This is a genomic window from Shewanella halifaxensis HAW-EB4, assembly GCF_000019185.1.
GTDB classification, from domain to species: domain Bacteria; phylum Pseudomonadota; class Gammaproteobacteria; order Enterobacterales; family Shewanellaceae; genus Shewanella; species Shewanella halifaxensis.
In genome coordinates, this window is the sequence record NC_010334.1 from 4,887,317 (window position 1) to 4,901,455 (window position 14,139).

Sequence of the window (14,139 nt, forward strand, 5' to 3'; positions counted from 1 at the left end):
CTATCAAGATGGGGAAAACATATGAAAATTAACAGACGCACCTTCCTGCAGGGAGTTGGAGCCAGTTCTGTTGTCGGCTCTTTGTCTGGCTTAATGCCAGGCATAGCTAACGCAACAGAGCGCGGTGGTGCACCCGACAAGATGCTTAAACGTGAAGGTAAAATCGTTTATCACACTTGTCAGCGAAATTGTGCCGACCGTTGTCTGCTGAAATTTACCGTACAAAATGGCCGTATGACCTATGTCGAAGGCGCATCCGAGATGAAGAAAATGGGGACATCTCCTTGCGTTAAAGGCCATGCGTACGTGCAGTACACCTATGCCGCCGATCGCATCTTGCACCCGATGGAACGCGCGGGTGAAAAAGGCGAAGGTAAATGGCGTCGTATCAGTTGGGATGAAGCCTATGCAAAAATCTCTAGTCGTTTACAACAGATCATCAAGGAGCATGGCGCTGACGCCATTTTGCCATACAGCTACTCGGGGCATGAAGGCGTTATCGGTAAATACGGTGGACCAAGCCGTTTCTTTAACGCAGTCGGTGCCCGTAAGCTCGATCGTACAGTGTGTGTTAATGCCGCTTATGCAGGGCTTAAGTCTGTTACTGGCTCTTACCAAGGCCCAGATCCCTACGACAATATTTACACCAACTGCTATATCTCTTGGGGTCAAAACGAAACTGCCACTAACGTGCACGGTATCAAGTTTATTAACCAAGCGCGCGATAAAGGTGCCAAGCTACTCGTAGTTAATCCAATGCGTACGCCAATTGCTTCGCAAGCCGATGTCTGGTTACAACCTAAGCCAAGTACCGATACATACTTAGCAACGGGCATCATGAAATACCTCGTCGAGAACGACTTGGCCGACATGAAGTTTATCGAAGCCAATACCCTTGATTATCAAGATCTATTGAAGCGTCTCGATGAGATGAGCTATGACGAGATCGAACAAGTCACTGGTGTACCGAGAGAAAAGATGTTCGAGTTTGCCAAAGTCTATGGCGAATCAGAACTGTCAGTCATTCGTTTAGGTTACGGTATGCAGCGTAACTACAACGGCGCACGTATGTCTCGCGCCATCGCCATGATGCACGCTGTCGCGGGTCAATACGGCAAGATTGGTAACGGCTTTATCTATGATAATACCCAGGCCGATGACAGCCTTAACTACTCAAAAGGCCGCGCCGATCATATTCACCCTAACGGCGACACCGTTGGCCACGTCAACATGACTGAAATCGCCAAGGCGATTCATCCCACCAACCCAACGGCTTACGGCAAGCCTATCAAGCCTATTAAGGCGGTGATTAACTACAACGGTAACTTCGTCTCGGTTGCGCCAGACTCAAATGCTTGTCGCTTAGGTGCAATGCGTGATGACTTGTTCCTTGTGGTACACGACTTCTTGATGACAGATACCGCAGAACTTGCCGATATCATCGTGCCATCAACCACCCAGTTTGAGTTCCCAGATATGGGTACCGACTACAACTGGTATCATATGCAAATCTCAGAGAAAGTGATTGAGCCTTTAGGTGAATCTAAAGATAACTGGATCTTCTTTAAAGAGTTAGCCGCGCATATGGGACTGGACTACCACCCAGAGATGCGCGTCGATTACGAGCAGATCTTACGAGACTTCCTCGATACCGACGAGCCAGCATTTAGACACAACAACATCACCTACGAGACGATCATCAGAGACAAGTTTGTCACCGTCTATGATCAGCGCCCTTACTTTGGTGATGGCAAATACAAGACTGACAGTGGCAAGATCGAGTTCTACTCGCAGATGATGAAAGATGCAGGCTACCACCCTGTTATCGACTTCGGTTTACCCGAAGACGAGATGATCCCTGAAGAGAAGAAGCTGCCTTTCCGTATGTTGTCACCTGCCATTCCGCAGCGTGCTAACAGCTCTTTCTATAACGTTAAATATATCCGTAACTTCCCAGCATACTTGGCCAAGATCAACACCGAAGATGCTAAAGAGTTAGGCATTAAAAATAACGACAGAGTCAGACTCAGTAACCACCGAGGTGAAGCATTCTTTACTGCGCAGGTTTCTGGACAAGTTGGCCGCGGTACTGTTATGGCACCTAAGAACAACTGGCGCCGTATGGATCCACACGGTAAAGCGAGCTGTACCAACAACCTGACCACCGACAAGTTTAGCGATATGGGCCACTGCTCAGCTTACCATTCGACCAAAGTCGCGCTAGAAAAAGCCTAAGGAGTAAATAATGACTATGAACAAAAAAGTAGGCTTTGTCTTCAGACAAGAGAACTGTGTCGGCTGTGGTGCCTGTACTGTAGCTTGCCAAATTCACAACGAGCTACCAGAGAACCACAGATTCCGTAAGGTCGACCGCTATGAGGTTAAGCGCGATGATGGCGCAATTGATGTGTGGCTATCGCACTCTTGCATGCACTGTGAAAACCCAGCCTGCCTGATGGTTTGCCCTGCAAAGGCTTACCACGTAAGAGATGACGGCATTGTGGTGCTAGATCGTGAGAAGTGCACTGGCTGCGGCCTATGTGCCAGCGCCTGTCCATATTCTGCAGTCAGCATTCGTGAGGACGATGGCAAGGCGGATAAGTGCAACATGTGCGTCGAGTTACTCGATCGCGGTATGCAGCCAGCGTGCGTCCACGGTTGCCCAGTAGAGTGCCTCAAAGTCGGCAACTTGCAAGAGGTGCTGAAGAAGCCATCTGCCAGTAAAGAAGGTATTGGCTACGGCGACTGCATCACGAAACCTAACATGGTGATTATTAAGGAACGCGCATAATGACAAACCAATATGGTCCTATGGCAACGGCCTACTTTGCCTTTAAATCGATGATTTTCTTTCCTTCACAAGCTGAGGCATTAAACGGATTAATCGCTTATCTAGAGTCGAGCAATCCACAAAGTCCGCTGTTAGTAGAGGCGAAACAGTTTATCGACGATGCATCGGAGCTGGAGTTTGACTTCAACCGCATGTGTATAGGCCCATATAAGTTGCTGGTCGCCCCTTATGAGGGCATATACCGCAGCGGTAACCACGTCATAAACACAGATGAAACCGTTGAGGTTGCCGACTTCTATCAGCAGATAGGACTGGTCATTGACGACAAATTCAATGAACCCGCCGATTTTATCGGTAACGAGTTGGAGTTTCTTTACTGTGTGCACGCCCTTGCGAGTGAGCAGAGACAAGCAGATAACCTAGAGGCGGCTAACGAACTCGACGCCATGGCGGATGAGTTTGTTAATAAGCACCTTGGAGTGTGGATTAATCCTTTCTGTGAAGGCATTAAGCAGCACGCTAAGCAGGCTTTCTGGCGAGAATTTGCTAATGAACTGCAACTTTTTATCACCAAACAACTGCATGAATAGGCTGCCTGTAAAAACAGTCTATTACACATCAGGATCAGACTTTATCTATGACGTATCTAAACGCCAGATAAAGCAAAAGAGGCGGCCTTAAGCCGCTAAAGGAGTTACCTATGAACAGAGCAATAAAATGGCTTAGTTTTATTGTGATCAGCCTGTTTGTCTCTACCGCAGCGATGGCGGCAGATGAGGCAAACTTACAGCCACAGCAGTGGCAACCGATTAAAGTCGAAGCCATTGCTGGCGATATCCCAGAACTACGCGGTATGCCAACGGATCCCCAGCTACTGTTACCTGAGTCCGTTCCAGAAGATGCCAACGAAGTGGTATTAGGCTATTTAGCCGCAACCGATACTATCGCGTTGTTGGTCTACGCCAGCCTATTTGCGGTTATCACGCTATTTATCATTTTCATCGTGGTAAATGGTATTTCACGTCTAGAGGACGGCTATTCAGGCAAGCGAATTAAGCGCTGGTCAGGTTTAAGCATCAGTGTGCACTGGCTAGGAGCCATCGCCTGTATCTTCTTAATTCTAACCGGTTTAGTACTATCTGGTGGGCGTTTGTATCTCGAACCAAGCATGAATCAATCTGGCTGGGCATCACTTATAGGGCTCTCTAGCGGATTGCATGAGCTGATGGCGTTCCCATTCATCTTAGGCTACGTGTTGATGATCTTGATGTGGGCACCGAAGCAAATTCCTGCCAGCTACGATCTTAAGTGGTTTGCCGTACTCGGCGGTTACCTCAACACAGGTAAGAAACATCATCCAGATGCGGGCTTTGCCAACGCAGGAGAAAAGCTGTGGTTCTGGGTATTTGCCCTGTTTGGCGGCTTAATGGTGATATCAGGCCTCACCATGATGTTCCCAGAAACCTTTGTGGTGACCAAAAACACCGCTAATACCATGCTACTGATGCATATCGTCTCGACCATCATCATCACGGCTTTCTCGGTTGTGCATATCTTTATGGCGACTGTGATGTCTGAAGGCGGCATGTCTAACATGACCTCTGGCTACTGCGATGAAAACTGGGCTAAACAGCATCACAACTTATGGTTCAAAGAGCTGAAGTAACTCAGCCCAACTAAAACATTAGTTAATGCACCATCCCCCACCAGCACTACTGCTGGTGGGCTCTTATACCAATAATATTTATTCGCTTTGCACCAACTCTAGCCTTTTAGAGAGGGCGACTTGTTGCAGCCGAAATATAGGGAAATGCATAGATGAAAACATTGAAATCACTACTGGCCGTTGCCGTTAGCCTATGTTGTATAAACGCTTATGCCGATGATTCTGCCACAACAGCCGAACTTGAAGCCCGTATCGCCAAACTCGAAAACAACGCTGCACCATCACAATTTAAAAATAGCCAAGTCAGCCTCTACGGCTCACTTCGCCCAAGCTTAAGCTACCTCGACGACAATCAAGATAAAACTTGGGATGTGCGTGATGCGCTCTCTCGCATCGGTATTAAAGCCAGCACCGAATTTGCCGATGGCTGGAGCGCTATCGCCCAAGGCGAATGGAGCGTCGATATCGCTAACTCTGGCAACTTTGGTAAAGCGCGCCAAGCCTATGCCGCTATCGCCTCACCTTACGGCCAAGTCGGCATTGGTAAGCAGCGCCCAGCGCAATACACCTTAGTGGCTGAATATGTGGATATCTTTAACAACGCTAATAGTCCTTTTGGCTACGATCATGAAAGCCCATTTTTTGTCGATAACTTCGTGACTTACCAACTGGTCACCGGCGATTTTACCTGGATGGCAGGGGCACAGTTTAATGGCGATAGCGGTGAGGATGCTACGGATATGGTTAACGTCGGTGTGGGATACGATCTAAACCAGCTACATATCGGTCTAGGTTATGTCAGCCAAAACACTGTCGATAACCAGCATATCGAGGGCGATGACAATACCCTTGGCGGAGTTGTGGCTTATACCTTTAGCAATGATCTGTATCTAGCCGTGAGCTATCAAGATAAGCAATACAACTATGATGCTGGCAGTATGAATAAAGATCGCAGTGGCAGCACCTTAGACACCGCACTGGCCTATCCTATCTTTGACGACTACAAGGTCAAACTCGGTTACTTCCAGTTTAAAGACGGTATCGACGATAACACCTCTGCCGACTATGACGGCTTCAATACCACGCTTGAGTGGAACCCTGTCGATAATGTACGAGTGCATTTAGAGTATCTCGATAAAAACTTCGACAATCGTGATGACGACCGCTCGATCACTATCGGTTTTAGATACGACTTTAATCTCACATGGCAAGGCTAAGCTGACGTAAAAACTAACGTATAAGCTGACGTAAAAGTTTAGCCGTAAACCTTAATACTCCCTTCTAAGGGGCCGACCCCGGCCTCTTTTATTCGCGTTACAGCGTGGAGATAAACAATTGCTAGGATTTAGAAAATCGCTAATCGCGTCAATGGTGACTCTAGTCGCCCTTTGCCTTTTGATCTCAAACTACTTGTCCTATATCGAGATCAAGCAAAGCACCATTGCCTACACTAATGAGAAACTCAGCGCCGTGGTCAATAATGAGTCCAGCAAGATTGAAAGCTGGTTTACAGAAAAAGCTTCTGCTATTGACGCACTCGCTAATCATTACCGGATGGGTAGCTACCGTAATAACTATGTTAATGCTGCACGGATCTCTACCGATGTCGGTGGCGTCGCCCGTATCTATTTCGGCTTTGATGACGGCAGCGCCTACTCAACAGAGAGCAGTGACAAGTGGATAAACGGCAAAGCAATAGCGGAGAAATACGATCCACGCACTCGTCCCTGGTACCAACAAGGAAAATCCACTAACAACCTCGATATCACCGATATCTATGTCGATGATGGTACCGGCCACGATGTGATCTCGATTCTGAAGAACCTGGGTGACGGCGTGGTACTGGGAGATATTGAGCTGACCTATCTCAGCGACATCGTAAAGTCGGTCGACTATCCTGGTGCAGTCGTATTAATCACAGATCAAACCGGAAAAGTGTTAGCCTCAGAGTCTAAAACCTTAGTCGCGGGCAGCCATTTTTCAGATTTCGGACTCGGAGCTGTCGAACGCAAGCTGCTAGCTAATGATGAAGCCAGACAGGAGTACAGCTTAGATGGCCAAGATAAACTGGCCTTCTCAAAAGCCATCCACTTGGTTAACGGCAAGAAGTGGTACTTGTTTGTCGGCCTAGATAAATCTGTCGCTTATGCCGCGGTCAATAGTGCCCTCTACAACGCCATTATCTCCTCTAGCATCATACTGGCAATAACCATCTGTATTTTACTTGGCGTGCTCTTCGTACTCTATCAGCCTATTTTGTCACTCAAAGAGATGGTCACCGAACTATCCAAGGGCAATGGTGATCTGACTCGACGTCTTGAAGCCAAGAGTGATGACGATCTAGGTCAGATCTCAAAAGGCATCAACCGCTTTATCGAGAACCTGCAGAAGATGATGCTAGAGGTGTTGCAATCATCGACCCATATCGCCAGCAGCGTTGAGCGCCTACGATCTGAAACTGAGGCTAATACCACCATTTTAGCGGCGCATACCACAGAAACAGAGCAGATCGTCACAGCCGTCGAAGAGATGAGCGCCACCGCCAACGACGTAGCCAGAAATGGCGCCGAAACCGCTTCTTTTACCCAGATGACCAATCAACAGACCGTCGAGTCTAAAGCGGTTGTAGCCCGAGCAACCAGTACCGTGGCTCAGCTGGTCCAAGAGGTCGAAAATACGTCTGCCAATATTGCCCAAATCGATAAAGACACGGTCGATATTACTCAAGTACTTAAAGTGATTGGTGAAATTGCCGATCAAACCAATCTATTAGCGCTTAACGCGGCTATTGAAGCCGCCCGAGCCGGTGAGCAGGGGCGTGGGTTTGCAGTGGTGGCCGACGAAGTTCGCGCCTTAGCCGCCCGAACTCAGTCCAGCACCGCAGAGATCGAAGTTACCCTAAATAAACTCAGGGCAGCCTCTAATGCGGCAATACTCTCTATGGATGAGACTAAAAACACCTGCATTAAAACCGCCGATACCACAAAGAAGGTGGCTAGCGATCTCGACGCAATCGGAGCCTCCGTCAATCAAATCAATGATCTCAATACTCAAATAGCGACTGCAGCCGAAGAGCAAAGCTCAGTATCGAGCGAGATCACCCGCAATATGTCGGCCATCAGCGAGATGGCTAACGAGCTAGCCTTAAATGGTGAGAATACCAGTCGAGAGACCGTCAACTTAGCCACGGCCAACCACCAACTCGAGCTGATAGTAAGCCAGTTCAAGCTTAAGTAAGCCACCCTAGCCGCAGCCATGCTGCGGCAACTCAGCTTCAATCACTCAGAAACCACATATATAAAGCGCCTAAGCAGCCTCAATCACGTATACTCGCGCGACATTTTCTTCTATCGACTAAAAGCACTACCGCGTTATGAGTAAGTACACCGCTCCCACCTTTTCAATTGCATTGCTTCACCCCAAATATTGGGGTGTGCTACTAATGGTAAGCATTAGTTATCTATGTAGTTTATTACCCTATGCCATCCAAATCCGTATGGGTAAGGCTCTTGGGCGCATCGCAATCGGCCTTATGAAGAAGCGCCGCAACACGATTAAGCGTAATCTAGAGTTATGCTTCCCAGAGATGGGTGATGCCGAGCGCGAACTGCTGGTTAAGCAAAATATTGAAAATACCGGGCTGGCACTTTTTGAAACGGGGATGGCTTGGTTTTGGTCTGAAACCCGCGTGACTAAACACATGACAGTTGTAGGTATGGAACATATCGACAAGCTAAAGGCAGAGGGACGCGGCGCACTGTTAGTAGCGGTGCATTCACTCAATCTAGAGCTCGGCGGCCGAGCATTTGGTTTATTTAATTCTGGCATGGGTGTCTATCGTCCCAACAACAACCCTTGTTTCGACTACTTTCAATTAAAGGGGCGTTCTCGTGGTGGACATACGCTAATTCATCGTAAGAACGTTAAATTTATGCTGGAAGCACTCAATAACGGTGCGTTTATGTGGTACGCCCCCGACCATGACTATGGTCGCCGTCGCTCGACATTTGCGCCGCTATTTGCGGTAGAAAATGCCTGCACTACGACAGGAACCAGTATCTTAGTCGAAGGCTCAGACTGTGCGATTGTACCTATTGTGATGGTGCGTAATGACGATAATGGTCACTACACCTTAACCATCAAAGAGCCGTTGATAGATCAATTCCCTAAGGGGGACGAAAACGCAGGTGCTCGCTTTATCAATAAGATTGTCGAAACCTCGATTATGGATGCCCCGAGTCAATATATGTGGCTGCATAGACGCTTCAAAAATCGCCCCGATGGTGAAAGTTCTTTATATTAAATTGAGAAGGAAATAGCGTGTTAACTCCGTAGCGTCGGTATGCTGATAGCACGCCAACACAACTAGAAGTGATGAGTATTGCCCCAGCCATCACTTCATTAAAGTTTAAATCTCTCCCCCATTGCCCCCCCTTTATTGTTTAACAAACAATAAATAACCAAACCTTCAATAAGCATATATTAAATTAACATTCAGTTTATTTCATTTATTAAGAAGCGTATTTCACTTTTTAAAATCCATGTATTTCCCATACTGAAAATTACATCACAACTCATATAATCAAAAATTCACCTCGTATATTTGTGACAAAGATCCTAACTGAATTAACAATGAGGAATCATAGTATGACTAAGCGATAATCATGGTGTTTACAAAATGAAAATGGATAATTTGAACTATAGCCAAATAAAAACTCTTCTTGCTGTTTATAAACACAAGCAGGGCAATTTAGCTGCGCTAGAGCTGGGCGTCACAAACTGCACAATTACTAGAACGCTAAATAGTTTACGCAATATTTTCATGGACTCTTTATTTATCCGAAAATCTAATGGGTTAATTCCAACACAAAAAACAGAAGAATTGATACCGCACGCTCAACTGTTAATTGAACAGTATCGTTTAATAGAGAACCAGCATTCTGTTTTTTCACCAAGTCAATCAGGCGGACACTTTATTATTAGAGCTTATGATGAATTCATTTACGCCGTTCATAAAGTGATTGAAACCTACATATCACCAGAAGCACCAAATATAAGATTCGATGTGAGAGGACTTAGCCATGACTGCACTCAAGACTTAGTTGCTGGTAGCGTTGACTTCATCGTTGTCTACGAAGGATTTGATGACACTAGATTAAATTACGAAATATTCTCTGAGACAGGTGATATCTATATTTTAGCTAATAAAGAACACCCAATTCATCATGAAACATTATCGCTAGAGAATCTATCGAAGTATTCATTATTGGAGATCGATAACTATAGTGATCTCTCCTGCCCTCTATTAGTCAACTTATGCCGTGACTCAGGTTTGCAAATGGATGTTCATGGTTATACCGATAGCGTAGCAACCGCAATGAGGCTGTTATCAGTCAGCGATAGCATCACTCTTAGTTGCAATCACTTCACCCGTGAGTTTGTTGACATGATGCCAAGTGTTCGTAGCAGACGCTTACCAGACGAAATAATCAAAAGTATTAAAGAGATCCGCAGCGAACAACGTACCGTGGGTAATTATATTCTTTATGGTAACACCAATAACTCACCGGTATTTAACTGGGTGAAATCAAAATTAGTTTATGGACTAGAAAAAGAATGGCGAACCGCATCTGAAAAGTAATCATTTACAACTAGCGTCACATTAATAAATATAAGTTGCCAGTCACCTTCTGGCAATTAACAACCTGAATTAATAAACGTTAAAATCAAATTAATAACCACTATTATTTTACTTAGCAAGTGAGGCTTTTATGGAGTTTACATTGTTTTGTATTGCCGCCTACGCAGCATACATTGTTTTTAAAAAACCAGAAAAAGAAAAGTTAGCCGACAGACTTTTATTTGGCTGTATCGGATTGAGTTTTTTCATTTGGATCATGATGTCTTGGGGCATCCTTCTTCCCATCGGAAATTATTAAAGAGTCATTATGAATAATCATGTATTTAATAAGTTAGCCTCTGGTGCATCGTTAGCTATTATGGCCCTTCCTGTGGGTATAGCCTGTTTCTTCTTCGGTTTTATTTTATTAGATAACCCTTGTGCATTTTGTTGGCAAGAACGTACTGCAATGATCCTTATAGCCTTAACGGCACTATATTCCGTTCGCTATGGTTTAAAACCTAAATATATTGCCGCTTTAGTATGGCTAGGTGTTTATGGCGCATTTATGGCGGCAGTGCATACATCGATAAACCTAGGGAGTGATATAGGTCAAGGTTTCTCGCTTAAAATAATGGGCGCTCACACTTACACTTGGGCATTATTTGTTTTTGTTATGGTGCTCGTCGTCGTCGCTCTACTCATGTTTACATTGGGTAATAAATTTCCTGACAATGCTTATGGAAAAAAAGCGTTAGACCCTCTACCTAAATATGCCTTTATCGTATTTTTAGTGGTTATTGCCGGCAACATAGTTCAAGCATTTACCCAAACAGGCCCAGCTCCATTCATCGGCCAAGATAGCCCCGGTCGAGTCTCATTTAACCCCCAGTATATGAGCTGGGAATTAGATCACTGGCCAACCTATGCACCTAATGCCCGTGGAGCATACGCCATAGATAACCCAGATATCGATAACTGGCAGCAGACAACGGCCACATTCTCATCGACCCCAACACTCAACCTACTCAATGAGACTCAACTTCCAGATGAGATAAAGGGTCGAGTCACCGCTATCGATTATCAAGCAGATGCCAAACTCTATGCACTAACGACTTCGGAAAACTGGGTATACATTTTAGATCGTAATTTCAAGCTATTAACTCAAGCACAAGTTGACGGTATGTACATGTTACATATAGAGAAGCTCAATGGCGTCAGCTTCACCAGCGAAAATAGTCTTGTGGTGATGGGATTCAACAAGGCATATGCCGAATTGATTTTAGATCCCGAGCAAAACTGGGAACTTAACTATCGTCGATTCAATGAAAGCGATGTAGGTATGGGCGAAACTAATCGCGGTCAATTCAGCACGATTCGTGCCAAGACAAGTTATAGCCTAGCACTAGGATATAGCGACAAATTAGACCAATTTGTCACTGTCACCACCCGAAATGAGTTAGCAGACAACCTAGTCGTCTCACGTTTTGACAAACAAGATATGACGCTAGCAGCAGAATCGAATCTTAAAGGCCTAACGACTCTACCTCAGATCAGCGGTATTCATATCGAAGACGCTCAGGCTTGGATATTAAATAACGATGCAGGCGAGATAATGCAACTCGACCTACTCAATGGACAAGTCTCACCTTTAGCCATCCTACCTCAGGTGAACAACCCACAAGGGCTGCTTATTAAAGATCAACTCGTATCGACTGTTAGCCAAATTAACGGCAAGAACATCTTACAAACCTACGGCTTATAAGGCTGTTCCGCCCCCAGAAATCACTCTAGGGGCGAAACGCTAAGCGAGCGAAATCAAGATATTAAATTAACGAAAATAGATGCAGAGTGAACATATGAAAATCAATAGACGTACATTTATGCAAGGAGCCGGAGCGACGGCGATACTCTCCTCATTATCTGGATTAACACCGGGTATCGCCAATGCGCGAACAACGGGGGCACATTCAAACCTACTCGCTAAACGTAATGGTGAAGTTGTTTATCACAGCTGTTTGCGCAACTGCGCCGCCCGCTGCCTATTAAAGTTTAGAGTGCAAGATGGCCGCATGACCTATGTCTCTGGCGCCGAAGAGCAGGCCAAGACGGGTAAGGCACCATGTTTAAAAGGACAAGCCTATGTTCAGTATACCTACGCTCCTGATCGTATTTTGCACCCTATGGAACGTGTAGGGGCAAAAGGTGAAGGTAAATGGCGTCGTATTAGCTGGGATGAGGCCTATAAGAAAATCTCAGATCGCTTAAAATCAGTGATTACTGAACACGGCTCAGAGTCAATCCTTCCTTACAGTTATTCAGGCAACTATGGTGCCATCGGTATGTCAGCGTCGGGGGAACGTTTCTGGAATCGAATCGGCTCCTCTATTTTAGAGCGTAAAGTCTGTACTTACGCAGCTTATGATGGCTTAGAGTCTGTCTATGGCACTTTCTTAGGTCCAGATCCAGAAGACGTCATGTTGAGCGATGTCTACCTAAACTGGGGGCACGATGAAACCGTTTCTAACACCATCGCGATTAAGCTAATTAACAAGGCACGCGACAATGGTACTAAGTTTCTAGTGGTTAACCCTCAGCGCACACCGTTATGCAACCAGGCTGATGTGTACCTACAGCCAAAACCAAGTACCGACGTGCAACTGTGCGCTGGCATAATGAAGTATCTGGTAGAAAAAGACCTAGTTAACCATAAGTTTATCCAAGAACAGTCGATTGGTTATGACGACCTACTCAAGCGTTTAGACGAGCTTAGCTATGACGAAATCGAGCAAATCACCGGTGTTCCCAGAGCCAAGATGTTCGAGTTCGCACAGATTCTAGGTGAAAACGAAAAAACCATGCTGCGAATGGGATACGGTTTCCAACGTAACTTTAATGGTGCACGTATGTCTCGTGCTGTGGCCATGTTGCTTGGTGTTACAGGTAACTTTGGTAAAAGAGGTAATGGCCTGGTCTATGACAACATTCATGCTGGTGCAGGTCTAAATCAATCTATCGCCAGCGGCAAATATATGCGTAAGAACAAAGATGCTCAACGCATTAATATGACTGAAATAGCCAAAGCTATTCATCCAACAAATCCAACCAGTCATGACAAACCAAGTAAGCCTATCCACGCCATGATTATCTATAACGGCAACCCGGTGGTCGTCGCCCCTGACACCAATGCCGTTATCGAAGGCATGAAACGTGAAGATCTGTTTGTCGTCGGCCACGACATGGTAATGACGGACTCCCTCCAGTACTGCGATATCATCTTGCCATCGGCGAGTCAATTTGAGACCGACGATATCGTGGGTGATTATCACGGTTACTACATTCAAGTATGCCAAAAGGTGATTGAGCCAGTTGGTGAGTCTAAGTGTAACTGGACCTTCTTCCGCGAGCTAGGTCAAGCTATGGGCTTCGAAGATGACGTCTTTAAGGCCAGCAATGATGACATCATCAAAGAGCTGCTTGATACCGACTCTCCTGACTACAAAGGCGTAACCTATGAGCGCCTAATGAAAGAGAAGTTCATCAAACTTGATATCCCTCAGCCGGTGTTGGCCGACGGCAAATACAACACACCAAGTGGCAAAATTGAGTTTAGTTCCAAGCTGATGTCTGATGCGGGTTATCACCCAGTACTAGACTGGCAGCTACCCGAAGAAGAGATGGAGCCTAAAGAGCGTAATCTTCCATTCCGTTTACTGTCCAGCGGTGTACCACAGCGCGTAAACAGCTCCTTCTATAACGTGAAGTACATACGCGCTATTCCAGCATACTACGTAAAAATCAACCCGGTCGATGCCAAGACATATGACGTTAAAGATAATGATGTCGTCAAGCTAAGTAACCATCGTGGCGAAGCTCGCTTCGTGGTAATTGTCACCGAAGGTGTGTTACCCGGCTCATTGATGACGCCGAAATGCAACTGGCTGAGAATGAACCCAAACGGAACCGAAGGCTGTACCAACTCGTTAACCACTGACAAATTAACCGATATGGGCGGCTGCTCTGCATACCACTCTACTCGTGTAGACCTAGCAAAAGCATGAA

11 protein-coding genes are annotated in these 14,139 nt (G+C 45.8%); all 11 read left to right on the forward strand.

Features of this window, described 5'->3' with window-relative positions; all coding sequences use genetic code 11:
- Positions 1-21 precede the first annotated feature (21 nt).
- The 11 genes from SHAL_RS20715 (at position 22) to SHAL_RS20760 (ending at position 14,138) form a co-directional block, all read left to right on the forward strand.
- Positions 22-2,235, forward strand: coding sequence for a molybdopterin-dependent oxidoreductase (locus SHAL_RS20715; RefSeq protein WP_012279068.1), 2,214 nt, complete (start codon positions 22-24; stop codon positions 2,233-2,235).
- 10 nt (positions 2,236-2,245) lie between these two features.
- Positions 2,246-2,791 carry a 4Fe-4S dicluster domain-containing protein gene (locus tag SHAL_RS20720; protein ID WP_012279069.1) on the forward strand — a complete coding sequence of 182 codons (546 nt, stop codon included), beginning with the start codon at positions 2,246-2,248 and terminating at the stop codon, positions 2,789-2,791.
- On the forward strand, positions 2,791-3,381 hold the full coding sequence (locus SHAL_RS20725; RefSeq protein WP_012279070.1) for a TorD/DmsD family molecular chaperone: 591 nt from the start codon (positions 2,791-2,793) through the stop codon (positions 3,379-3,381). The genes SHAL_RS20720 and SHAL_RS20725 overlap by 1 nt, the downstream gene beginning before the upstream one ends.
- Positions 3,382-3,491: 110 nt before the next feature.
- Complete coding sequence (locus SHAL_RS20730; RefSeq protein WP_012279071.1) at positions 3,492-4,457, forward strand: formate dehydrogenase subunit gamma; 966 nt, start codon at positions 3,492-3,494, stop codon at positions 4,455-4,457.
- 152 nt (positions 4,458-4,609) lie between these two features.
- Positions 4,610-5,674, forward strand: a complete 1,065-nt coding sequence (locus SHAL_RS20735; RefSeq protein ID WP_012279072.1) for a porin — start codon at positions 4,610-4,612, stop codon at positions 5,672-5,674.
- Between the two features lie 151 nt (positions 5,675-5,825).
- Positions 5,826-7,694: a methyl-accepting chemotaxis protein gene (locus tag SHAL_RS20740; RefSeq protein ID WP_049763893.1), complete on the forward strand. Its 1,869-nt coding sequence runs from the start codon at positions 5,826-5,828 to the stop codon at positions 7,692-7,694.
- A 136-nt stretch (positions 7,695-7,830) separates the two neighbouring features.
- The gene (gene lpxL, locus SHAL_RS20745; RefSeq protein ID WP_012279074.1) at positions 7,831-8,760 is read left to right on the forward strand and encodes an LpxL/LpxP family Kdo(2)-lipid IV(A) lauroyl/palmitoleoyl acyltransferase; all 930 of its coding nucleotides are present in this window, start codon (positions 7,831-7,833) and stop codon (positions 8,758-8,760) included.
- Positions 8,761-9,135: 375 nt separating this feature from the next.
- Positions 9,136-10,098 (forward strand): LysR family transcriptional regulator, encoded by a 963-nt coding sequence (locus tag SHAL_RS20750; RefSeq protein ID WP_012279075.1) that lies wholly within the window; start codon positions 9,136-9,138, stop codon positions 10,096-10,098.
- A 130-nt stretch (positions 10,099-10,228) separates the two neighbouring features.
- Complete coding sequence (locus SHAL_RS23355) at positions 10,229-10,396, forward strand: hypothetical protein (RefSeq protein WP_190273613.1); 168 nt, start codon at positions 10,229-10,231, stop codon at positions 10,394-10,396.
- A 9-nt stretch (positions 10,397-10,405) separates the two neighbouring features.
- A complete protein-coding gene (locus SHAL_RS20755; protein WP_012279076.1) occupies positions 10,406-11,842 on the forward strand; it encodes a disulfide bond formation protein B in 1,437 nt (478 codons plus the stop codon).
- A gap of 94 nt (positions 11,843-11,936) precedes the next feature.
- On the forward strand, positions 11,937-14,138 hold the full coding sequence (locus SHAL_RS20760) for a molybdopterin-dependent oxidoreductase (RefSeq protein WP_012279077.1): 2,202 nt from the start codon (positions 11,937-11,939) through the stop codon (positions 14,136-14,138).
- The last annotated feature ends 1 nt before the right edge of the window (position 14,139 follow it).

What these genes read in the sequence shown, in the direction of transcription:
- SHAL_RS20715 (WP_012279068.1), top strand. Translation starts at nt 22, where the DNA reads ATGAAAATTAACAGACGCACCTTCCTGCAGGGAGTTGGAGCCAGTTCT.
- SHAL_RS20720 (WP_012279069.1), top strand. Translation starts at nt 2,246, where the DNA reads ATGACTATGAACAAAAAAGTAGGCTTTGTCTTCAGACAAGAGAACTGT.
- SHAL_RS20725 (WP_012279070.1), top strand. Translation starts at nt 2,791, where the DNA reads ATGACAAACCAATATGGTCCTATGGCAACGGCCTACTTTGCCTTTAAA.
- SHAL_RS20730 (WP_012279071.1), top strand. Translation starts at nt 3,492, where the DNA reads ATGAACAGAGCAATAAAATGGCTTAGTTTTATTGTGATCAGCCTGTTT.
- SHAL_RS20735 (WP_012279072.1), top strand. Translation starts at nt 4,610, where the DNA reads ATGAAAACATTGAAATCACTACTGGCCGTTGCCGTTAGCCTATGTTGT.
- SHAL_RS20740 (WP_049763893.1), top strand. Translation starts at nt 5,826, where the DNA reads ATGGTGACTCTAGTCGCCCTTTGCCTTTTGATCTCAAACTACTTGTCC.
- lpxL (WP_012279074.1), top strand. Translation starts at nt 7,831, where the DNA reads ATGAGTAAGTACACCGCTCCCACCTTTTCAATTGCATTGCTTCACCCC.
- SHAL_RS20750 (WP_012279075.1), top strand. Translation starts at nt 9,136, where the DNA reads ATGAAAATGGATAATTTGAACTATAGCCAAATAAAAACTCTTCTTGCT.
- SHAL_RS23355 (WP_190273613.1), top strand. Translation starts at nt 10,229, where the DNA reads ATGGAGTTTACATTGTTTTGTATTGCCGCCTACGCAGCATACATTGTT.
- SHAL_RS20755 (WP_012279076.1), top strand. Translation starts at nt 10,406, where the DNA reads ATGAATAATCATGTATTTAATAAGTTAGCCTCTGGTGCATCGTTAGCT.
- SHAL_RS20760 (WP_012279077.1), top strand. Translation starts at nt 11,937, where the DNA reads ATGAAAATCAATAGACGTACATTTATGCAAGGAGCCGGAGCGACGGCG.